Raw genomic sequence first — 21,950 nt, forward strand, 5'->3', positions numbered from 1 at the left:
TGGCCATCGGCTCAGAAGTCCTTGTGCAAGGTAAAGCCACCATAACGGCCGTAATCGCGCGGGAGCCAGTTTACGACACCTCCCAGGCTCCCATAGCCCATATAAGAGGCGTAATGTGTATTGATGGCATTGCGCATGATGAGCGTAAGACGCAACCGATGCTTCTTATCCTCGATCGTCGTACCGAGATTCCAGATCCCATAGGCTTTCTGAATGGTGTCAGGTGTTTCTGTCAGTGAATACTGGGTGCGGCTCTGCCATGTGTAATCGCTGTCTAATGAAAGGGTGAAACGATCATTCAGCGGCCGCGTATAATCCGCATTCAGGACAAGTTTCCAGCGCGGTGCAAAAGGTAGCGGCTGGCCGTTTACATTGCAGGAGAGAGGCGCACCGGCAGGGCAATTGAAATGATCGACCGTGGCATAGGTATAGGCAAAATTGCCTCCAACGGTCAGATAGCGGAAGGGGCGTGCGGTAATGTCCCCCTCTACCCCTTTGCTGGAAACTGTTCCTGCATTGATAAGGCGCGTGACGGTCGCACCTGCAACGGTATCCAGAAAATTGGCCTGATAGTTTGAAAAATCTTCAATGAAAGCTGCGAAATTCGCTGTAATCCTACGATGCAGGAACTGTGATTTCAGACCAATTTCAAAGCTGTTATTCTGTTCTGGTCGTAGAGACTTTGCGTCTGTGTTCTGCATATTAAAGAACACGTTATAGGCTGGCCCTTTATATCCATGTGAATAGGTGAAATAGGCATGGATATCGTGACTGACGTCATATTGCAGGCCGATCCGGTCAACATACCCGTTATGGGCTGTCGAGCCATTGGAAGAATAGTCTGGACGAATACCCGTCACCGCTGAGGCGGATGTCGATGTGCGGTTGAAGCGGTAATCCAGATCGTCTCTCAGCAGACGGAGCCCCAGAATAGCTCTGAAATTCTTCGTGAAATTCAGGTTGCCTTCGGCAAAAGCTGCGTAATTGTTTCCAGTAGTCCCGAAATCGGCATGCCCGGAAGTAGATGTTCCGCCGTAAGGCTGCAAAGATCGGTCATATGTTTCTGAATCAGACGTATGAAGATAATACAGGCCTGCTACATAATCGAAAAAATGCCCTTTCGGGGATGCAATACGGACCTCCTGAGATGCCTGCCAGAAATCCAGCCATCCATGATCAGCGAGTTGCGGCAGGGAAGGGTAGGGCTGAGACAGTTGGTCGTAATCCTGATCCTGTGTGTTCTGCCAGCGCCGGTAGGCGGAAATGGAAGTCAGGGTATAATCGCCAAACTTTCGATCAAGCGTGATTGAGGCACCTCCATTGTGGTCAATGGATTTGCTGAGAGTATTATTATTGACACGCGTATTGTTCGATGACGGGTGAATACCTTCAGAACTTAGAGCCTGCGCCAGTGCAGCATTGTTCGTCACTGTTCCTGTGGGGTAGGCAACATGTGAGCTCGATGAAAAGACCCCATTGGGAACAGCATCGTTGGAATACATATAATCCAGCCCCAAGGTGACCCGTGTCTGGTCGTCAGGCGTCCATGCCAGCTTCGTTCTCGCGCCGCGATGCTGATATCCGTTAACGGTTTCGCTGTTGTACACATTACGGACATTCCCGGTATACCCGCCAACCAGAACAGACCCAATGGCTGTCAGTTTTGACGGAATGAGTGTGCCTGAGGCGCCAGCACTCAAGCGATACTCGTCTCCAGAAAAATAGGAAGCGTCGGCATGGGCATGAAAGGCTTCTGTTGGCGCTGCGGTGACGATATTCACCGCGCCTGCCGAAGCATTTTTACCAAACAGAGTGCCCTGTGGCCCCCGTAACACTTCAATATGTTCAAGATCGAGAAGATCTGCAGTGGCCTGACCCGAGCGGGCCAAAACAACACCATCTAGAACGGTAGAGACAGAAGGCTCTACGCCCGGAGATGTGGAAATCGTCCCTATACCACGCACAAAAACCGTTCTATCTTTGGATGATGCACTTGTACGGAAATTAGCCGACGGAACAAACTGGAATATTCCCTGAAGGTCATGGACGTTGTTCCGTGCCGCATCTTTGGCTGTGAAAATCGATGTGGCAACAGGCACCTTCTGCAATGGTTCGCTGCGACGTCGCACAGTGACCGTAATTTGCTCGTAATTGCTGGAATTCTCTAATGATTTTTCCGGATTTTGTTTCTTAGTTGCTGAAGAATAGCCCTCTCTGAGGTCTTTCTTTTCAGCCGCCAAACTTTGGGCAGTGCAGAGGCTGACGGAGGCTGCGGTTAACGCGAGCATGAATTGTCTTGAGTACCAAAAGCGCAGACGCGCGGATGGATTCAGGCCGCGAGGTGGATAATTCACTTTTTAATGCCCGTTTTTAGTTTGTGATATGTTCATATAGTTATAGAAAATAGTCAATAATATATTTTACATTAAACTTTTTATGATAGTTTAATTTTGAGGGTAGCTGATTGTCGGTTTGTTCAGAAAAAATGTTTTCGAGACATGATTCCTGAAAGAGACGCTTTCATACACATCGGTAAAAATAACGCGGTGAGTTGAGAAAGGCACTTATGAGGTGCCCGCTGGTAAGCGATTTTTTCATGCCCTTGAACTGCGGGTGAAGTAGAAAAACCTCAATAAGACCGTCTTGCCTACACAATAAGGAATATTGACAATCGCGTTCTTATGGCTGCTGCCACGCAGAAGGCGTAAAACGTCTGTAATAGCGATGGCTGGAGGTTTGTAGGATGTGATGCGGTAACCACTGCCTAGCGCTGCTAGGCAGGATTTACTGCAAAGAGCAATCAAAACGCGCTAAATTTGATCTCTGGATTGTGTCGTCACTAGCGACACAATATATAAATATTCCCGACGCTTACTTTCCCGTCACTCTAAAAATGTTAGGGCCGCGCTTTTGTGGTAAGCGATATGGCCGGTTTTAAGGCTTTCTATTTCATATTGAGGTTGTTCTGACGTCGCGTGATGCTGATAGCCTTTGACCAGAAAGGGGGTTTCATGAATGGCTCTGATTCGCCCACTCACGTGTCCCGCTTCCGAGTTCCAGGAGACGATATCTCCAATTTTGAAAGTCTGTGACGGCATGGAAAACTCCATATCCAATGTGAACCTCGGAGAAGAGACAAGATTATCTTGCTTCAGCCCATTCTACACCATTGGTCACTCGACGCTTCAGCTATCTGATTTTATCGCGATTTTGCGTCATTATGGTGTGACATTGATAGTGGATGTAAGGGCTTTTCCGTATTCCCGTCGTAATCGTGATTATGATGGAACGAACCTTCAGTCCGAACTGGCGATACATGGGATTGACTATAGCCACTTGCCCGAGCTTGGAGGGCGAAGACCGCGATCGAAAACGGTGGCGACGGCGGTCAACGCATTCTGGCGTGTCCAGAGTTTTCATAATTATGCTGATTATGCGCTTGGAGAAGATTTTCACCACGGTCTTGTGCAGCTTATTGAATTGGGACAGCAGGCAACCGTTGCGATTATGTGTGCGGAAGTTCTCTGGTGGCGCTGTCACAGGCGCATTATCACCGACTATCTTCTGGCCCGTGGGATGACAGTCTTTCATATTCTGTCCATGACGGATGCCGTTTCCGCACGCCTCACTGAGTCAGCAATTATTGATAGCAGCCAGCATATTACTTACCCTGAGATGGAAATTTCAGTGATTGAAGGTAAGATAGGATAAATAAAGGAACGATATTTCCAAAATTTTTGCAGAAGTTGCAAGGCAGTTGAATATGAATAAATCAAATTAAAGAAGAATTTTTCGCTAACATAGCGATGTAGAATCTGAATTTTTCACAAATAAGTATTTATTGATAATATATTATAATTTTTTTATAGGTTCATCTAATAATTATTGGTGTAAGGTATTTTTGTTTTTTTGTTATTTAATATATTTCTATAACGGTGAAGTTATTGCATCAGACGGATAGGAAATCTGTCTGATGCAATGTCGAAAGAGGCTGCTAAGAATTTAAAATTTAAATAGTCTCAATATTGAGGTTTAAGACGTCGGTAAGGATTTTTGGTCCATTCGTGTGCCAGTTCAGGCGTTTTTTTGTCTTCGCGCTTGCTGCAATCATGTTTTTAGAAACGAACCCGTTCAACCATCCGAAATGGAGAATAGCAGCCTCCTTCGATAAGGATATAACGGGCAGATTAAGGCGCTGTCCGATCGTTTCTGCAATGGATCGGACAGACACGCCCTCCTCAGCGGTTGCGTGATAACGTGCTCCGGTAATCTGTTTTTCCACAGCAAGACGGAACAAACGCACAGTATCGGAGACGTGAGCGGCAGACCAACGGTTTGCACTATTCTCAACATAAGCTGACTGACCCGTCTGTTGGGCGAGTTGCACCAGAAAAGTAACCAGCCCCTGACGATGCGTATCGTGAATTTGTGATAGGCGGACTAACGATACGTTCTGGCCTCGATCGATCATAGTCTGAGCGGCAATCTCGGACGTAACGCGTGGATTGGAATGTTGAGCGTTAAAAACGTCTTCATCCGCGAGCTGACCGGGGATCGCTTCACCAAACAACGTTGTGGATGTAATGACAAGTGGCCTATTCGAGCCTTGGAGTGCAGCGCCCAATGTTTCGATTACTCGTCGATCCTGATCACAATTGGCAGTGTAGTTTGCAAAATTGTGGTCAAATGCTGTGTGAATGACGCCATCGCATCCTGCTGCACCGACACGCAGGCTGTTAAGATCCTCCAAGTCACCGCGATAAGCTTCTGCTCCTGCCGCGATCAGTTGCTGCACTCCTGCATCCGAACGGGTTAGTCCAAGAACCTGATGTCCGGCATCGATCAGTTCAGAGACAAGTTTCGACCCGATAAATCCGTTGGCACCGGTAAGAAAAATTTTCATCGTCTGCGTTCCGATATTGTTTGATTCCCATCGTGTCGTTAAATTTTATACTGTTACAGTAGTGACGTTATCATAGTATGAAAACCAACAGGATGACTGTGAGCTCTCCCACTTCGCTCGGCACCTACCTTAAAGATCGACGCACACGCCTCGACCCTGCTGCGTTTGGTTTTTCCAGTGCGCGACGCCGTACACCGGGCTTACGCAGAGAAGAAGTCGCGCAACGTGCCAATATAAGTCCAACATGGTATACTTGGCTGGAACAGGGGCGAGGTGGCGCTCCTTCTCCTGATGTACTCGATCGTATCGCTAAAGGCCTGCTCTTGACTGAACCTGAGCGGCAACACCTCTTTATGCTTGCACTCGGCCACCCGCCAGAAGTGCGCTATCGCGTATCCGATGGAATTACGCCACGCCTGCAACGTGTTCTTGATGCCCTTGAGCATAGTCCAGCGATTGTCAAAACACCGCTATGGGACATTGTAGCCTGGAACAGGGCAGCTGCTGCAGTGCTCACTGACTATAGAGAACTACCACCAGAACAGCGTAATATTCTGCATATTGTATTCTGTACTTCTCGAGTTCGGGATATGCAGGTGGACTGGACAAATCTGGCCAGATCCGTTGTTGCGGCATTTCGCGCCGATGCCGTGCGCGCAGGCGCCTCCACCGAGGTTGATGAATTTGTAAAAGAACTAAGTTCGCGCAGCCCGGAATTTGCAAAGCTCTGGCAGGATAATGACGTACAGATTCATGGAGAGGGAACGAAGCGGCTGAATCATCCGACAGTAGGATTGATCGAATTGGAATATTCTGGGTTTTCTGTAGATGGTCGTCCTGATCTTGGTCTGATTATTTATAATCCAGCGACCCTTGATGATTTAGAACGAGTTCGCAAACTTATAGAAAATTCTTCTCAGAAAAATAGATATTCCACTCCATATCAAGAAGAAGCAATGCGTGCTGTATAGATGAAGGAAACAGCAATTCCAGTTTTCCAGATCACGTCAATCAGAACCGATATGGCTGCCTCTAAATCCGCTTTGGCATCGACTATAATATAGGAAAGCTTTTCCTTTCTGGCAGCAGTGAACTTCTGTCAGAAAGGACTTCCACTAAAGCCGGGCGTTTTTTGTCTTATTATGATAAAGATCTTTAGACAGATTGTGGTGTCAGCAGACCCATTTTTAAAATTAATTCGGAATAATTTTTTCTATATTGTTTTTATTTATTAAACCAAATTGGTTCTCCAGCATAAGGCGGTAATGATTTTGACGAGTTATATGAGACTCTGGAAGCCTTAGTTTCTTTTTAAGAATGTGATGAATATATGCTATCTCTTCAATATGATTCCGTCGATTAAGAGTATGTGTTACTGAATCAGCGTGTCTTCGATGAATATTAAGAGGCTTTGCTATGTATATGACTTCGGAATTTTTTTGGGTCAGGAGCTCAATATAAATCCGCCAGTCACCAGCAACACGAAGGGTCTGTAAGTCTTTTTGGCAAGAGTTAATTGCGGAAAGCAAACGATCTCTTTTAAAAATAGCGCTGCTGACATTGAGGACAAGATTGCGTTCGGACAAGCATCCTCTGACAAATTCGTCTCCTGTGAAGTGGCTATTATTTTCCAAAAGTAGTCCTGCAGTTTCTGAATAATAAGGACGATAAGATGGAGAAATTGGCATTCCATCTTCGTTTACGGAGCGGCTATCAGTAAATCCCATAACAATAGCCGCATTGTTTTTGATGCCATCTAGAATATTTTCAAGAAAATGAGGTTCGCAGAAGTCATCGGCCTCAGCAATCCAGATCCAGTCACCCTGCGCTAGCTTGAGAGCTCTGTGCCATTGACGGAAGACTGACCCCGAAGCAATATTGTTTTCAACACAAACGATATTTCTATTCCAGTCTTTTGCAGTCTGGCGGGCTATCTGTAAGCTATTGTCGTCCGATGCGTCGTCAAGCACGATTATTTCGAAAATCGGTATGGTTTGTGCAAATATTGAAGAAAGACGTCCACTCATGTAGTGGGCATAATTATGAGAAGGAATAACGACAGAAATTTTTGGTATCTCAGGCATAGAGAGGCTGAGAATTGTTTGCGTATAGCTTTTAAAATCGAAAGATTTTTGTGCAAATAATCCCGCTTTGTGACGCTCTTTGTTTGTTCTCTGCATAGACCATTTCGCCATATCTTCAGACGCGCTGGCTAAAGTGGCAACATCTGCAAATGGAATAATTCTATTATGAAAAACCTCATTGCTGTTGATTTGTTTTAGAAGATCCGGGATTCCTCCTGCTTCGTCAAAAGCGGCGCATGGAAGGCCGGCTGCCAGCGCTTCCAAAACCACCGAAGGATATGGGTCTTCGCGGGAAGGCAGAACAAAAACATCTGCGGCAGCAAGCCATGCTGGGACATTATCTATTCTGCCTGGCATATGAAATGTTCCACTGGAACACGCGTTTTCGAGTTCGACGTGAAGGCTATTTTTAAGTGATGGATCAATATCACCCAACCATACACAATGAGCTTTACCTCTCAGTTTACGCCAAAGCTGAAGAAACAGGTCAAAGCCTTTTCGCAGATCCGCATAACCAGCCCCCATCACAACGGGGTCTGTTGTCGTGAAGCCCAACTGCTTGCGCATCATTTGTCGTGTCTGCATAGAAAATGATGCTGTAGAATACAGACCTTGTGGCAGGATTTTCAGGTTTTTTGCTGCTTCAAGATTCAGTTTTTTAGCCATACTATTGGTTGGAACAATGATTTGTCGTGCCAGTTTGCAGGCAAGTTCCATTGACGGATAAAGATTGCGACTACGAAGAAGAGTCGGGAGTTCGTGAATAAGGAACACGAAATCGATATTGGCCTGTGCAAGGCCTGGTGCTGCAGTCGAAGCCGCTGCACTATTGATAATTGCTGCATGAAAGCCTTTTTTCTGAAGAGCACTAAGTTTGTGAAGAGTCGTCTCTGATTCTACGGCAATAATCTCAGTGGGTGCCACGCTATGGAATTCGTTGAGGAGTGTACCCCCTTCAAGAAGAAGGAATTGAATTTCAACTCCAAAGTAATGTTTTAGCGCACGTCCCGTTTCTAAAAGTAATTTCTGGGCGCCAGCAGAAAAGGCATCATGGCCAATCAGCAAAAGCTTTGATCGTGACTGGCTTTTCCCAAAACCAGTGCAGGCACGGGCCGTTGCATTGAGGTATGCGCTTCCGAAATGCTGGTCTGGTTCCAGATAGGCTCCTTCCGCCCATTCATTCCAGGCGTTGATGCAGACAACAGACTCTCCGAAAAATGTATTAGTCTGTGCGTGTTCGATCAGGCCACTTAGCCAGTTTTCGTAGAGTTCGGGCGTTGATCCATGAAGGACAAGCCCTTTTCCTTGTCGCCGTGCGTCGTTGTCCCAGGAAGGAGCCGCAGTGCGTATAAGGGGAAAGGGTGTTTTGGGCTGTGCTAAAGCTGTGTTTACGACTTCATTGTAATCATAGACCTGACCACTGAATTCATTATCAAAAAGATGAATTTCATCATTTATCAGGCTGCAAGCGGAGACAACTTTGTGAGGTGGAAATTCGATAGCGCCATCCAGACCAAAAAGATCAGGGTTTTCATCCCCGAAAGCCTGTCCCATGACAAAGAGCGGGTCCATTCCATGTCTTTTTCGGAACATGGAGCGCCATTTGATTATAGCGGCCGGAGCGTCCGGGATTGTTCCAGGCCGATAAATCATGAGCACAGGGCGACCGTCGAAATGGATATAGCGCGGGTCCTTCAGGTAGTGTGCAAAGCAGTCTACGAGGGCCTCATCGTCTTCGGGTCTATAATTTTGTGCAATCAGCAGGTCTTCGTCCGATCCGTCCCATCGACGGCTCCAGTTTTCATTGGCCCACATGAGGCAGAATGGAAGATCGATTTGCGGGTTTGACAGCAAAATATCTAAAGGTTGTTCAAGCAGGCGTGTACGGTTGAACCAGTAGAAATAGAAAATAAACCCTTCAATACCGGCCGCATGGGCCATTCTGGCCTGTCGTTCGAGAATTTCTGGAGAATTCAGGGTGTAATGACCCAGATCTCTTGGAATGCGTGGCTGATAATGATCAGAAAAACGCGGAACGCCACGAGAGAGGTTGGTCCATTCCGTGAAGCCATCCCCCCACCAGGCGTCATTTTCTGGGATACTGTGAAACTGCGGCAGGTAGTAAGCCAAGACGCGTGCACGACGAATGGCACTTGCCGGGAGGGGAGCAGCTTTTTCGAAAAAGGGGCCAGGTTTACTCCTGCGCTTTATTTCGCCAAAAACAGATACTTCCGTTTCTGGGCTGCAAGGATGTACATCCGGCCGATCACGGTTTTCCAGATAGTGAAGTAATGGATTGCTTTCTGGAGAATGTCGTAAATGTTTCCGTCTGTAATAAAGAGGGTCAAATCCGTCAAAGGGACGTCTCGCTTCGCGGAAGCCCTGAACCATATAATGTTCAAGCGCATCCAATCCGGCTTTGGCGACGTCTGGGTAAGAGCGCAGATAGAATTCCGGATCAAACTCGGGAATTGGACGCAGTGGTGTGTTATGACGGTTCAGCAAATAGTGGGCGAGGGCTGGCATCCGTTCGGGAACGCGGTAAGTTCGGGCGTACCATATGGGATCGAACCATGCGATCGGACGCCGTCCTTCGCGTTCTCCGCGAAGAATATAGTGAAGTAATGGATCGCCAATAACGTCACGATTCTGGCTGAGATACCAGTGAGGGTCAAAAAAAGCATTGGGTTTGCGGCCTTCGCGCCATCCATGCTGGTGGTAATGACGCAGGACTTCGGTTCCGAATGCTTTCAGATCCGGGTTGGATTGCAGGTAATAGAATGCGTCAAACAGCCCCGAATGCCCGAGGATCTGCAGAGGCGATGCATCGACCGGGAAAAGCGGTGATTGTGAATCTTCGACAGGGGAATGTGAAAACGCATTCGGCATATGCGGCATTTTTACGTTTTTTTAACTTTATTCAAGCCGTTAATTCATCGTCAATCCAAAAGGATTTGCTCGTATTGTCGGGCAGTGTCATATCGTGGCGCCAGGAAGGTAATGCTGCCTTCCATCGTGGCATCAGAGGCAGGTTAACGATGGGCATCAGCGTGTTACCGATTGTCGTGGATGGTCCGGCTCATGAGCACCGGACCGTGTGCCTTGAGGGCGGTCTTGATCTGGAATGTGGTGTGCATCTGGCATCTCTGGAGGTTGCCTATTGTACATATGGCACGCTCTCGCCGACGCGCGACAATGCCATTCTGGTCTGCCACGCCTTAACGGGCGACCAGTATCTTGCGGAACAGCACCCCCTGACCGGAAAACCCGGTTGGTGGAGCCGCATGGTAGGGCCCGGTCTTCCGATTGATACGGATCGTTATTTCGTGGTGTGTTCCAATGTCTTGGGGGGCTGCATGGGCACGACGGGGCCACGATCGATCTGCGCCACAACGGGAAAAGCATGGGACAGTGCGTTCCCGCCCATCACCATGCACGACATTGTGGCTGCTCAGGCCAAGCTGATCGACCATCTGGGAATTGGTCGTCTGTTCGCCGTTATTGGTGGATCAATGGGCGGAATGCAGGCGCTGACCTGGGCTGCGGATTTCCCGGACAGGGTGTTCGCTGCCATGCCGATTGCAACGTCTCCTTTTCATTCCGCTCAGAATATCGCGTTTAATGAAGTCAGCCGGCAGGCTATTTTTGCCGATCCCGACTGGCATGATGGCCACTACAGGGATTTCGATGCCATACCGGCTCGTGGGCTCGGGGTTGCGCGGATGATGGCGCATATCACCTATCTGTCGGAGGAGGCGCTCAGCAGGAAGTTCGGGCGGCGGATCCGGCATGACGCTGCCACAGCCGTGCCTGCGTCCAGCAGCCCGTCTCTGTTTGGCGAGATGTTCGAGGTCGAGAGCTATCTGCGCCATCAGGGGTCGTCGTTTGTGCGCCGTTTCGATGCCAATTCCTATCTGACCATCACACGTGCGATGGATTATTTCGACCTGGCGGCTGAACATGATGGCGATCTGGCTAATCCGTTCCGGGAATCGCAGACGCGTTTCTGTGTCGTATCCTTCAGTTCTGACTGGCTTTTTCCGACGTCTCAGTCGCGCCTTCTGGTGAGGGCACTCAATCGGGCAGGGGCAAACGTCTCGTTCGTCGAGATCGAGAGCGATCGTGGTCACGACGCCTTTCTGCTGGAAGAACCGGATTTTGACAGGACAATCCGGGGCTTCATCAATGGCGCTGCCGAGCATGCAGCCCTTCTGGCGGGGGAAGGCTGATGCGTGTTGACCAACGCCTGATTGCCGAAATGATTGCGCCTCGATCGCGCGTTCTGGATGTCGGAAGCGGAGACGGCACACTCATCGACTATCTGTACCGGACGCGCTCGTGCGATGCCCGCGGCATTGAAATCGACATGCAGAACGTCACGCAGTCCGTTGCGCACGGTTTGCCTGTCATGCACGGCGATGCGGACCATGATCTGGCGGATTATCCGGATGGTACGTTCGATTATGTCGTGCTGCAAAGAACTCTTCAGGCTGTCGAGCGTCCGCGGGAAGTGTTGAAACAAATGCTCCGGATTGGCCACCATGCAATTATATCCTTCCCGAATTTTGGACACTGGCGACTAAGACTTCAGCTCCTGACAACAGGGCGCATGCCGATGACGCCTGTCTGGAGTACACCCTGGTATTCGACGCCAAACATCCATCCCTGTACGATCCGTGACTTTCTCGTCCTTTGTGAAGAAGAGGGATATGTTGTCCAGCAGTGGCTGGCGATTGATGAAGATGGTGCCAGAGCGCCCTGGCGCCGGTCTATCAGACTTGCCAATCTCTTCGGAGAGCAGGCGATGTTCCTGTTGCGACGAGCAGAGCCCTGACCGGGTTCAATCGTTTGCAACCTTTCCTTCGAGCAAAGGTTTGAAGTCACAGGCCTGATGAAGGTCTTTCACTATGAGAGCGGAGTGCAGGATTCATGAGCGAAATTCTTCAGGCCATCGCATCCCGTCGTGCGACCAAACATTTTGATCCGAAATATCAGATCACGGATGCCGATCTGACGGCGATTTTGGAGGCAGCCCGTTATGCGCCAACTGCGTTCAATATCCAGAACTATCGTTTTCTGGTTGTGCGGAATCCGGAGCAGCGTCGCAGAATTCGTGCTGCCGCGTGGGATCAGCCGCAAGTCGAGGAAGGTTCTGCACTGATCATCATGTGTGCCGACATCAAGGCGTGGGAAAAGGATCCTGCGCGTTACTGGAAAGACGCGCCGGAAGCCGTGCGGGAAGGATATGTCGGCATGATCCGCTCTTATTATGAGGGGCGTGAACAGGTGCAGCGGGATGAAGGGTTTCGGTCCTGTGGTCTGGCGGCCTATGCGCTTATGATGGCTGCGTCGGCATACGGCCTTCAGACGTGCCCGATGGACGGGTTTGATTTTGTCCGGGTCGGGGAAATCATCAATCTTCCATCGGATCATGAAATTGTGATGTTTGTCGCGCTCGGACGTGAGGCATCATCGCCACGGCCGCGCGGTGGCGTCTTGCCTCTTGATGCACTGGTTCAATACGACAGCTTCGCCTGATGGCAAAATTCAAGAAATAGCAATGGTTTTTCACAGAATGCCATTGCTGTATCCTTGCAATGGGACAAGTGCTGTCCTACATCCCTTGAGCACTTCAGGGCATTTTCTGAAATGTGACGATGACTTCGTGATCCTGCTTGTTCTACGGACAAATCAGGCAAGAGGTGATCTGCAATAAAAACCTGCGGCCAATTGGCCGGGTGGGATGTATAGCGGTGCGGTTAACTGAGCATGACCTTGCCGTCTCAAAGGAGAGGTCCATGACCAGTTTCGCCGAACTCAATCTTGCCGAGCCAATTCAGAAGGCTCTCGCGGAAGAGGGTTACACCACCCCGACGCCAATTCAGGCCGGAGCTATTCCCTATCTTCTGGAAGGTCGTGACCTTCTGGGACTTGCCCAGACCGGTACTGGCAAAACTGCAGCATTTGCGCTGCCGATCCTGAACCATATCTTTTCAAACCGGCGTCCTGCTCCCCCAAAGGGTGTTCGGGCTCTGGTTCTGGCGCCAACGCGCGAACTGGCCTCCCAGATCGGCGAAAGCTTCGCCGCTTATGCGCGGCACATGAAGTTTTCCTACGCTGTCGTGTTCGGCGGTGTGGGGCAGGGACGGCAGATTGAAGCGACGCGCCGCGGCGTTGACGTTCTCGTGGCCGCGCCGGGCCGTCTGCTTGATCTGATCGGGCAGAAGTATATCGATCTCTCCAGTCTTGAAATCCTCGTGCTGGATGAAGCCGACCGGATGCTGGACATGGGCTTCGTGCGCGACATTCAGCGCATTATGGCTCTCTTGCCCAAGCAGCGTCAGACGTTGCTGTTTTCAGCCACCATGCCGCCATCCATCAGCGATTTGGCTCATTCCCTTCTGAAGGACCCGGCGACCGTTCAGGTGACCCCTGAATCGAGCACAGTTGATCGTATTAATCAGGCTGTCATGTTTGTCGACTCTGACAGCAAGAAAGACGCTGCTCTCATGCTGCTCGAAAGCCCGAGCGTTGCGCGGGCCGTGGTCTTCACGCTGATGAAGCACGAAGCCAACAAGGTTGCAGAATTCCTAAACAAAAACGGCATTCGGGCCGAAGCCATCCACGGCAACAAGTCTCAAGGTGCTCGTGAACGCGCCATGGCGGGTTTCCGTAGCGGTGCCATCAAGGCATTGGTTGCCACGGACATTGCTGCGCGTGGCATCGACGTGGACGAAGTTAGCCATGTCTTCAATTATGATCTGCCCAACGTTCCGGAATCCTACGTGCACCGTATTGGTCGGACGGCGCGTGCAGGACGTGAGGGCTGTGCAGTGTCGCTGTGCGATGCCGAACAGCGCGCATGGCTCAAGGATATTGAAAAGAAGATCGGCAAGCCTATTCCCGTCGTGACCGATCATCCCTTCCATTCCGAAGAGGCGCGCCTGTCCACACAGCGTCCTCCTGTTCTTGGCGGCGGTCGTGGCGGCGGCGGAGGCGGGCGCCGTCGTTCGGGACCGCCCTCCGGCGGTCGTCCGGGTGGCGGTCGTGGGGGGGCTCCCAGCCGCGGCGGCCCCCGTTCCGGCCCTCGCTGATCTGTTTTTATAACCGGAGGGTTCGAAGAACCCTCCGGTTATAAGGCCCTGTCTGTGATCCCAACCTTCATCTTGTTGGTGAGGGATGGATGATGACGCAGGCTAAGCATCTTTGATGGTCAACGGGCTTGGTAACCAGCTTAAAACCTTTTCCCGGACTGTGAATTTCGAAGTCTTCACTTCCTGCTGGTGGGAGCAAGGGCGTCTCTCACAAGACTGGCTAGGACAAGCTGTCAGAGCTGTCCCACAAGGGCAGGCATGCCTGATGGACGATAAAGTTCACGAAAGCAAAAGCGGCAGGAAGATGAGACGATCCCTGCAACAGATCATCTCATTCTTTGACTACAAATCGCATATTTCTATCGACCGGAAATTCAGACTGATCCGGAAATGGAAAGCAACCGATGCCGCGCCCAATGACGGCGCCAGAGTGAGCGGAGGGCTTCTGGAGAAAACCAATCCGGCCGCAACGGGCTGGCCGGCATATCCAGAAATCCAACGCCGGAAAGTCTGCTATCCGGTCGTGTGTCGAGCATGTCTTTGCTGATCAGAAGCCACAGACAGGATTGTTCATCCGGACAGTGGGCATAGCTTGACACCATAAGGATCGAGCTGGCCAATATCGTATCAAAGAAACCAGTCTGCTTGATGATTCATCGCCCAACCATCACAGAAAACCCTCCAAGTCGTCGCATTCATTGTGATGGAAGGCTGCTTTCAACCAGAATCGTTTTCTGTCGGTCGATGGTCCACAGGTGATGGCTGGACAGAGCGTCCCAGTCGAAAGCCTGTCCATGTGTAGGCAAATCATATGTGCCGACATGGATGAGGCGTCCACCAGCGTCTGGGAGGGCGAGGGCATAGAGACTGGGTGCGTCATGCCCTGTGACGTAGAGGCGTCCGTCCTTGCCCCAGTGTCCGCCCGATGCGCTGTGATGACCGAAGCTGTCAAGAACGTCTTCAGGGAACAGCCACTGTTCCTGCGGGACGAAATGAGGGTCCATTCGCACAAGCAGCGTAGAGCGATGGTCCCGCGGTGTTTCACCGCCATCGCCGTCGTAATTTGCGAAACACGCCCACCAGCTTCCATCATGCCAGTCGATCCAGGTGAGCGATCCGCGTCCGGGACCGAAACTATGGCTGCGGATGTGATGCATGGTTTTTGTGTCGAACCACTCGACCGAACTCCACATCGGAACATTAGGATAGTTCGACATCGCGCAGACCAGTTCGTTGCCTCGCGTTTCGCAACTGTTGATATGGATGAACACCCTGCGATCGCCCGACCATAATCCGACGCGCTGGCCTGTTCTGCGGTCGTATTTGCCGATTGTGCTGTTTTCGATGGCGTAGAGAAACCGGGGATCGTTGGCGACACCCTGCGTGGCTTCCCGTGCCGGCACGGTGCGCAGGATCTTTGCCGCACCCAGCATGGGGGCTGCCTCCTGAGCGAGGGCTGGTGCACTGACGGACGCGGTGAGGAGAAGGGCGAAAAATGACGGAACAAGCATTTTCATGAGATCAGAAATCCGGCTGGAAGCGAAGGCCGAGCCAGACACTGCGTCCGGCGGGATGACGGTCCTGGATCAGATTTTCACGTGGTCCCATTCGGGTCTCGTAACCCTCTCCCGTCAGGTTCTGGACCTGACCGGTAGCGGAAAGCCATTTGTAGAAGCGGTAGCTGACCTGAAGGTCGAGCTGTCCGCGCTCTTGAAGCCACATGTCCTGCCAGCTTGCCGTGCCGGACGTGGAATAGAGGGACTTCCCGATCCGGTTATAGGCAACGCGCGCCTCAAGACGTTTGTCGGCGTAAAACAGCGAGGCGTTATAGATATGGGAAGGCTGGTTCGAGAGACCGTGCACCCTGCGCTGGGTGCTATCATCCATGGTTTCTTCGTAGAATCCCTGAAGGAAGGTCGCGTTGAAAGAAATGCCAAAATTCTTCAGAATTCCGGGAAGAAAGCCGAAACGCTGACGCATGAACTGCATTTCGACGCCACGCATGCCCGCACCGGAGGCGTTGAGGGGTTCGGAGACGACGGCGGCGTAAGTGCTCCCGTCCATCACGACGTTTCCGTATGAGGTGCGGGTATAAATCTCATCGTGAATGTCTTTGTAGAAGATCCCGACCGTTACGAGAGTATCCTTTTGCGGGTACCACTCATAAGACAGGTCGTAATTCCAAGAATGACGGGGTTTTAGGTTCGGGTTGCCCTGGGAAATATTGACGGTCGCGCCGTCGAACGTGGTGCTTGTCGCGGCACCGTAATCTCCATAATTCGGTCTGCCGACCGTTTCGGTGAAGGCCGCGCGCAGCTTCATTGTGGGGCTGACGTTGAAAGTGGCCAGCACTGAGGGGAGGAGGTAATCGTAACCGGCCCCTCGTGTTTCGAACTGGTAATCGGTGACGCCGGAGTTCGTCATGCCGTTGAAATTGCCAATATCGGCGCGAGTGTGATCCCAACGAAAGCCACCCTGAAGCGAAACGTAGCGGTTGTGCCAACCAGTCTGGAAGTAGGCGGCTGTGATGGATTCCTGAAGATGATAGTATGCGGGTTTGGTCGTTGAGGTTGTGTTGGTTGTCTTGAAAAGAGATTTGTTGTTCAGGAGCTTGTTGAGGGCTTCCTGGTAATTGAAGATGGGAAATTTCAGCCTAGGAGCAGATTCCATCGTCAGGACCTTGCTCGCAAGTACCTCGTTCATGTTCCCGATTTCAGCGGCGGTTATGGCGTCTTTCGGGATATACTGGGTATAAGTTTGGCTGTTGTCGACATGAGTCATCGTCTGGGTGACGCCCGCATTCAGCCAGAAACCATGCCCGACGTCCCATCGCCAGTCGCCCCGCAGAAACCGGACGTCATTCTTGACGTGAAAACCATAAAACCGCCAGTAGCGCGGGTTGTAGTTATTGGCGTCATTGGCTGCGGAGAGGTCATTCAGGGCGATGACCGGAGCACCATTGTTGACGGAATAATTATACCCGTATGCAGGCTGGTATGTCGTCTTGTTCGTATTTTCGTTCATTCCAGTGTTGTATTTGATCATGGTACGATAGCTGTCGTCCCAGGCGATGGAGTCCGATGCGAGGAAGTTCAGGTGCATCCGGTCGTTGATGTCGTAATGGATCTTGCCATTGACGAACCATGTCCGCTGCGTCTCGGGCTGTTGCGTGATTCCGAACTGATACTGGCCAGTCGTGACGGAACCAGTGTCGGGTGTCGCGCCCTGAGTCCATGTGCCTGAGGGCATCGAGAGCGCTTCATTACGCGTTTCCTGATCGAGTGTGTGGAAATATCCGCCGAAAACCGACAGATCGAAGCGGCTGGACGGACGATACTGAAATTTGCCGGTCAGGCTGTAGCGGCGATAGGCATCATCGAACGCGTAGTCCTGCGAACGGACGGGAACAGCACTCCCTTTTGCGGCTTGTGCGTCCGTGTTGGTAGGGGAGCCGACGGATGCGCCCGAGGCACTGTAGTAGTTCCAGCCATCACCCGTCGTATCGCCCGGCAGGATAGCGTGCGATGCGGAATGCAGTTCCTGATAATTGCCGGAAAGGACGAAGCCGAATTCCTTGTTCCTGCCGAACACGCGCGTCAAGGCGCCGTCAACACGCCAGTTTTCGTGCCTCGGCTGGACGACGCTCCCGGCAAGATTGTTCCATCCGCCGAGAAGCTGCGTATCGAAGCTGTTGCCGTAATCGAACGCGCTTTTCGTCACCATGTTGACCTGACCGCCGATCCCTTGCGGATCGTTATAGGCATCCACAGTTTTAAGAACCTGAAGCTCGCCGAGCATCGACGATGGGATCAGGTCGAGCCGTGCGCCGCGATAGGTATTGTTGGCGCTTGCAAGCTGGGCGCCGTCGATGGTGATGAGGTTGTAGGAATTGTCGAGACCACGGATCGTGATGTTTTCGATGTTGTTGTCGGACCGGTTGTCATCCGTGCTTGGCATGACTGAAATGCCAACGATGCGCCGGGCCGCTTCTACAACGCTCAGATCCGGCACTGTGCGCATCTGGGCCGCGCTGAGCGTATCGACGATCTGGGAAGCGTAGCGTTTGGTCGAGGTGTTGTCTCGTTTTCCGGTGACATTCACATTCTCGCTGACGGTTGCGTCCCGTGCGAGTTGGCGGGTAGAGGCTGTTTTGATGCCGGCTGCGGCGGCTGTCTTGCGCAGACCGATGACGATCAGCCGATCATGCGTAGAAATTACCTCAAGTCCGGTCCCGGCCAGGAGTTTTGCAAGGGCAGCTTTGCTGTCCATGCTCCCGTAAACGGCATTTCCGGTAATGGATTTCTGCACGGGATCGGCAAGGATGATCTGCATATTGGCCTGACGGCCATAGGCGACAATCGCGCGGGAGATCGGCATACGCCCGATACTGAAAGCAGTCGACTGTCCGAAGGCCCTGTGGGGTACGAAACCGCTGGCGAGGCAGGTTGTCGAGAAGGCAAGCGCAGAAAGAAATCGTGTATGATGGATAAAGCGAGACACAGCAGGTTCGATCCCCGTTCGACTACGTTCGCTTAAAAGATGTAAAAGATCGAAAAATCCGCCGTTATGTTTGTGTGAAGCTTTTATTGCGCCATGCATTCATGGTCCTGGTCACGAAACTGCAATATTTTCTTTGGAAATACTAAGACGAACCCCAAATATCTCCCTGAGAACACGGGCGAAACCCAGAGGGTCGTCCAGCATGAAGATACCGCTGATTTTTCGGTGGGCGCATGCGGAACTGGTCAGGATGATTTTGCGGGAATTGTAACGGTTCAGTTCAGAGATGGCGTCCACGACGTCGACGGACTGGAATTCGAGTTTTCCCTCACTCCACGCGACGGCACGCTCCATGTCCTCATCACAGAGGCTTGTAACAGTAACGGAATGGGGGGTGGTTCGGATCCAGTCCTTTGCGTGAAGACTACGTTCCCTGCGCTCTTGCTGGCAGTGACTGAGGGCATGGCCTTGCAGAACAAGCGCATCGCTCTCGGCTCCGGCCGCGTGCGCGATCAGCTTGCTGGAGGGCTGTAAGGCAATGGAGAGGCCGTTCATGTTGATGGGCAGGGAAATGCGAAGAGTTGCCAGACTCAGGCGCCCCGTGAGCAGGTCGAATTCAGGGCGATTGGTGTGGCTGCGGACACGCAGGATCGTTCCTTGATCGAGAACGATTTCGCCGCATTCCGGTTGCGTGATGTGCATCAGTCCGGAAGTCGCATGGTATATTTCCGAGGCATCTGCGGAACGGCGCGGAAGTAGCACTGTTCCTGCAATCCCGGCAGCCACGGCCGTGCGGAAAAGCGCGCGTCTCGTAAGGCGGGATGGCGGGGCAGCAGCAGCAGGCAGCGGCGTACCCTGAAGCGCGGCCATGCGGCCTGCGGATACCCAGAGACTTTGCGCGCGTGCGAAGGCTCCGCGATGGCGCACGTCACTTGTGAGCCAGCGCTGAAGCGCGGCGGCATCGGAAATATTCAGCGGGGCATTGTCGAGGCGTGCGACCCAATCGAAGGCGACCGCATCAATCGAGCTTATGCTCGTGTCATCATGGCTCAAAGGAGGGGCGTAACCTTCTTCATCGGAACGGGGCGTGTCTTTGGCGGCGTCGTCCGGTCGTCGCGGAATAGTCGGCTTAGTGCCCGCAAACCACGGGCGACCTGTTTTTCGACGATATTTTCCGAGATGCCGAGCCGTTCGGAGACCTGACGTTGTGACAGCCCTTCCAGTTTCCTCAGCAACAGCACCTGACGGCAACGCTCTGGCAGGTTCTGCACCATGTGATGCAGCCGTTCGAGTTCCTGCCGGGCCTCGATCGTCCGGTGAGGGCAGGCAGTATCGTCCGCGAGATCATGGATGTCGAATTCTGCCAGCGCCGTGATGGAGACGACCTTTGCGCGGCGATACTGCTGCAGGACGATATTGCGGGCGATCCGGAAGAAATAGGCTCTGGGGGTCTGTATTGCTGCGACTTCAACATCAAGAAGAATGGCGTAACATTCCTGAATGACGTCGTCCGTGTCGATGTCACGAAAGGCGCGCAGCCAGCGGCGTACGTCCGGTTCGTGAGGCAGGATCTGCTGCGACATCCAGACGATCCTGTCATTGCAATGGAAATCCAAGACTGACACAGCTCCAAAAAGTGACGTCATGACAGACCGGCTATGCCCGTTCCGAGCTAGGCCGGTTTCAGCCAGCCGGCGGGGGAGGGACGGACGAAGGAAGAGACGGGGAGTGCGCGGCCGGAACGGTCCCGGCGGAGGAGTCATATCCGGGGCTTTCTGGATCGGCCGGATCGGGCTGTACTGATGTCTCGGGTGGCAGTGTGCTTTCCCGCCATGCCCGATACACAAGATCGCGCAGCATGGCGGAAGCAGCGGCCGTACGCTCGTAAACCAGTTGACGTGCGGCCTTGTTCTGCGGGTCCTTCAGTGCGCCTGACTGATCGAGAGCATAGACCGTTTCGACATCCCGGTGTGACCGCGCGAGATAGGCAAGAACGAGATCGAAGACATCGCCGTTCTGATGCCCCAATGGTGCGAGATGCTGTTGCACGTCCTGTTCGGTCAGGTTGATCATCTCGATATAATCAGACTCGAAGCGGCCATGGATATTATGGTCACGGGTGTAATGATGCGGGTTGGCACCAACCCAACCATCATGATGGATCGTGACATGCAGTGGTTGCGATCCGTCGGCGACGTAATGCCCCATCCATGCCACCATGAAGGCAGTATCGATCTGAAGGGCTGAGGGATCGTGTCCGGTAGCCTGTATTTCGCGGATCGCACGCATATCCGCGACGAGGTGTTCATATCCTTCGACCACGGCGTAAGGTAATGTGCCGACCCAGCGGACGTTCATGCGTTTCGCCTGGGGCGATCCCAGAGCTTCGAGACGCTGATGTTCGCGGTACAGGGCAAGAATAAAGGCGACGCGCGAGCGGGGGACTGTTTTCAGAAAAGCGGACTGTTCGCGAAACCAGCCATGATTGGGGTCTTCGGCCATCTTGGAAAACGGTTCGCTCGCGGCTCGCCAGCTATCGGGAACACTGGCCGAGTCCGCAATCAGCGAGATTTGTTTTTTAAGATAGATCGGCCCGTCGTCAGGAAGGGCATTGACTGCGGCGCGGTCGATAACAGAATGCGCTTTCTCGCCCCAGGCGTAGGCCTTGAGAGAAACGCAGGCACACGCGCTCAGAATAACAAAGCATAAGATTTTGCGTAATAGCACGGGAGGACGGTCCGATCGGGCGTTTTATAAAACGCCTTGTAGGGAGTGTCCGACGATATGTGTGTGACGGTTTGATGATTGTTCTTTTGGATCTGTAACGTGTGTGAATGGCTTTACGTGGTGAAACAGCCATCACCGGATCAAGGAAATGCGTGGTCCATTCTGTTCTTGATCTTCCGATACTTCTTCAGCACGAGCATGCCTGTCAGGGGAGGTCTGCCTGAAGGGCTGAGAGGTCAATACTCACCCTTTTTCAGGACGTCCCTGTCAATATCAGTGATGCCAGCAAGCGAGTCATTCCGCTTGTTTGGATACATCCTCTGTAGCTATGTATGCGGCTCCTCCCTGAATGCGAGACCGTGCCGACGTGAACGGCCCGACCGGTCGTCGTTCGGGCGCAAAGTGTTGCAGGCCGACCGGTTGGTCCATCGCGATGTATACGGCCTCAACACCGCCGCGGGCATGGTAGGTTTCATGCCAGAAACCTGCACCTGCCGACATCTCACGCATACGACGCCACCAATCGGCATGTAGGCTCAGGACCTATTAATTTATTGAACTGAGCGAGAGGTTGTGATTCACAGGCTTACCGATGGAGGGTAGGCCTGTGAGTGAGGTATTTTTGTTGTCTGAGCGCCAGAT

Annotated in this window: 16 protein-coding genes and 1 pseudogene; 7 read left to right on the top strand and 10 right to left on the bottom strand. The window is 52.1% G+C overall.

Annotated elements, in window-relative coordinates:
* Nucleotides 1–11: 11 nt before the first annotated feature.
* Nucleotides 12–2,288 (bottom strand): TonB-dependent receptor, encoded by a 2,277-nt coding sequence (locus HKD21_RS12995; protein WP_194256058.1) that lies wholly within the window; start codon nt 2,286–2,288, stop codon nt 12–14.
* Between the two features lie 594 nt (nt 2,289–2,882).
* Nucleotides 2,883–3,110, bottom strand: a complete 228-nt coding sequence (locus HKD21_RS13000) for a hypervirulence associated TUDOR domain-containing protein (protein ID WP_322782937.1) — start codon at nt 3,108–3,110, stop codon at nt 2,883–2,885.
* Here HKD21_RS13000 and HKD21_RS13005 point away from each other — a divergent pair.
* Nucleotides 3,016–3,711: a DUF488 domain-containing protein gene (locus HKD21_RS13005; protein ID WP_228121481.1), complete on the top strand. Its 696-nt coding sequence runs from the start codon at nt 3,016–3,018 to the stop codon at nt 3,709–3,711. The two genes, HKD21_RS13000 and HKD21_RS13005, sit on opposite strands and share 95 nt — an antisense overlap.
* A gap of 298 nt (nt 3,712–4,009) precedes the next feature.
* Here the strand turns inward: HKD21_RS13005 and HKD21_RS13010 are convergent, their stop codons facing one another.
* Entirely contained in the window at nt 4,010–4,903 is an 894-nt protein-coding gene (locus tag HKD21_RS13010; RefSeq protein ID WP_194256061.1) for an SDR family oxidoreductase, read from the bottom strand.
* 92 nt (nt 4,904–4,995) lie between these two features.
* Between HKD21_RS13010 and HKD21_RS13015 the strand changes: the two genes are divergently transcribed.
* Nucleotides 4,996–5,874, top strand: coding sequence for a helix-turn-helix transcriptional regulator (locus HKD21_RS13015; RefSeq protein WP_194256062.1), 879 nt, complete (start codon nt 4,996–4,998; stop codon nt 5,872–5,874).
* Nucleotides 5,875–6,096: 222 nt separating this feature from the next.
* On the opposite strand, the gene HKD21_RS13020 is transcribed toward HKD21_RS13015, so the two are convergent.
* Entirely contained in the window at nt 6,097–9,885 is a 3,789-nt protein-coding gene (locus HKD21_RS13020; protein WP_228121482.1) for a glycoside hydrolase family 99-like domain-containing protein, read from the bottom strand.
* Between the two features lie 140 nt (nt 9,886–10,025).
* On the opposite strand from HKD21_RS13020, the gene metX reads away from it, so the two are divergent.
* The 5 genes and pseudogenes from metX to HKD21_RS13045 all read left to right on the top strand — a co-directional run.
* Nucleotides 10,026–11,216, top strand: a complete 1,191-nt coding sequence (metX, locus tag HKD21_RS13025; RefSeq protein ID WP_194256063.1) for a homoserine O-acetyltransferase MetX — start codon at nt 10,026–10,028, stop codon at nt 11,214–11,216.
* Nucleotides 11,216–11,821 carry a methionine biosynthesis protein MetW gene (metW, locus tag HKD21_RS13030; protein WP_194256064.1) on the top strand — a complete coding sequence of 202 codons (606 nt, stop codon included), beginning with the start codon at nt 11,216–11,218 and terminating at the stop codon, nt 11,819–11,821. The genes metX and metW overlap by 1 nt, the downstream gene beginning before the upstream one ends.
* Nucleotides 11,822–11,916: 95 nt before the next feature.
* Nucleotides 11,917–12,525: a nitroreductase family protein gene (locus HKD21_RS13035; RefSeq protein WP_194256065.1), complete on the top strand. Its 609-nt coding sequence runs from the start codon at nt 11,917–11,919 to the stop codon at nt 12,523–12,525.
* A 260-nt stretch (nt 12,526–12,785) separates the two neighbouring features.
* Nucleotides 12,786–14,081, top strand: coding sequence for a DEAD/DEAH box helicase (locus HKD21_RS13040; protein ID WP_194256066.1), 1,296 nt, complete (start codon nt 12,786–12,788; stop codon nt 14,079–14,081).
* Between the two features lie 199 nt (nt 14,082–14,280).
* Nucleotides 14,281–14,756: pseudogene (locus HKD21_RS13045) on the top strand (IS5/IS1182 family transposase); the annotation flags it as partial.
* Between the two features lie 20 nt (nt 14,757–14,776).
* Here HKD21_RS13045 and HKD21_RS13050 read toward each other — a convergent pair.
* The 6 genes from HKD21_RS13050 to HKD21_RS14665 all read right to left on the bottom strand — a co-directional run bounded on the left by HKD21_RS13050 (nt 14,777) and on the right by HKD21_RS14665 (nt 21,848).
* Nucleotides 14,777–15,598, bottom strand: a complete 822-nt coding sequence (locus tag HKD21_RS13050; RefSeq protein WP_194256067.1) for a hypothetical protein — start codon at nt 15,596–15,598, stop codon at nt 14,777–14,779.
* A gap of 4 nt (nt 15,599–15,602) precedes the next feature.
* Entirely contained in the window at nt 15,603–18,581 is a 2,979-nt protein-coding gene (locus tag HKD21_RS13055; protein ID WP_194256068.1) for a TonB-dependent receptor, read from the bottom strand.
* A gap of 111 nt (nt 18,582–18,692) precedes the next feature.
* Nucleotides 18,693–19,634, bottom strand: coding sequence for a FecR family protein (locus HKD21_RS13060; protein WP_194256069.1), 942 nt, complete (start codon nt 19,632–19,634; stop codon nt 18,693–18,695).
* Complete coding sequence (locus tag HKD21_RS13065; protein WP_194256070.1) at nt 19,631–20,164, bottom strand: RNA polymerase sigma factor; 534 nt, start codon at nt 20,162–20,164, stop codon at nt 19,631–19,633. Before HKD21_RS13065 ends, HKD21_RS13060 begins: the two co-directional genes overlap by 4 nt.
* Nucleotides 20,165–20,264: 100 nt before the next feature.
* Nucleotides 20,265–21,308: a phospholipase C/P1 nuclease family protein gene (locus HKD21_RS13070; protein WP_194256071.1), complete on the bottom strand. Its 1,044-nt coding sequence runs from the start codon at nt 21,306–21,308 to the stop codon at nt 20,265–20,267.
* Nucleotides 21,309–21,602: 294 nt separating this feature from the next.
* On the bottom strand, nt 21,603–21,848 hold the full coding sequence (locus HKD21_RS14665; RefSeq protein WP_352131051.1) for a monooxygenase family protein: 246 nt from the start codon (nt 21,846–21,848) through the stop codon (nt 21,603–21,605).
* Nucleotides 21,849–21,950 lie beyond the last annotated feature (102 nt).

This window comes from Gluconobacter cerevisiae (genome assembly GCF_015244675.1).
Classification (GTDB): Bacteria; Pseudomonadota; Alphaproteobacteria; order Acetobacterales; family Acetobacteraceae; genus Gluconobacter; species Gluconobacter cerevisiae.

Coding starts and splice junctions, on each gene's coding strand:
- HKD21_RS13020 (WP_228121482.1), bottom strand. CDS start 9,885: ATGCCGCATATGCCGAATGCGTTTTCACATTCCCCTGTCGAAGATTCA.
- HKD21_RS13040 (WP_194256066.1), top strand. CDS start 12,786: ATGACCAGTTTCGCCGAACTCAATCTTGCCGAGCCAATTCAGAAGGCT.
- HKD21_RS13065 (WP_194256070.1), bottom strand. CDS start 20,164: ATGTCGCAGCAGATCCTGCCTCACGAACCGGACGTACGCCGCTGGCTG.
- HKD21_RS12995 (WP_194256058.1), bottom strand. CDS start 2,288: ATGCTCGCGTTAACCGCAGCCTCCGTCAGCCTCTGCACTGCCCAAAGT.
- HKD21_RS13015 (WP_194256062.1), top strand. CDS start 4,996: ATGACTGTGAGCTCTCCCACTTCGCTCGGCACCTACCTTAAAGATCGA.
- HKD21_RS13010 (WP_194256061.1), bottom strand. CDS start 4,903: ATGAAAATTTTTCTTACCGGTGCCAACGGATTTATCGGGTCGAAACTT.
- metW (WP_194256064.1), top strand. CDS start 11,216: ATGCGTGTTGACCAACGCCTGATTGCCGAAATGATTGCGCCTCGATCG.
- HKD21_RS13000 (WP_322782937.1), bottom strand. CDS start 3,110: ATGGAGTTTTCCATGCCGTCACAGACTTTCAAAATTGGAGATATCGTC.
- HKD21_RS13005 (WP_228121481.1), top strand. CDS start 3,016: ATGGCTCTGATTCGCCCACTCACGTGTCCCGCTTCCGAGTTCCAGGAG.
- HKD21_RS13035 (WP_194256065.1), top strand. CDS start 11,917: ATGAGCGAAATTCTTCAGGCCATCGCATCCCGTCGTGCGACCAAACAT.
- metX (WP_194256063.1), top strand. CDS start 10,026: ATGGGCATCAGCGTGTTACCGATTGTCGTGGATGGTCCGGCTCATGAG.
- HKD21_RS13050 (WP_194256067.1), bottom strand. CDS start 15,598: ATGAAAATGCTTGTTCCGTCATTTTTCGCCCTTCTCCTCACCGCGTCC.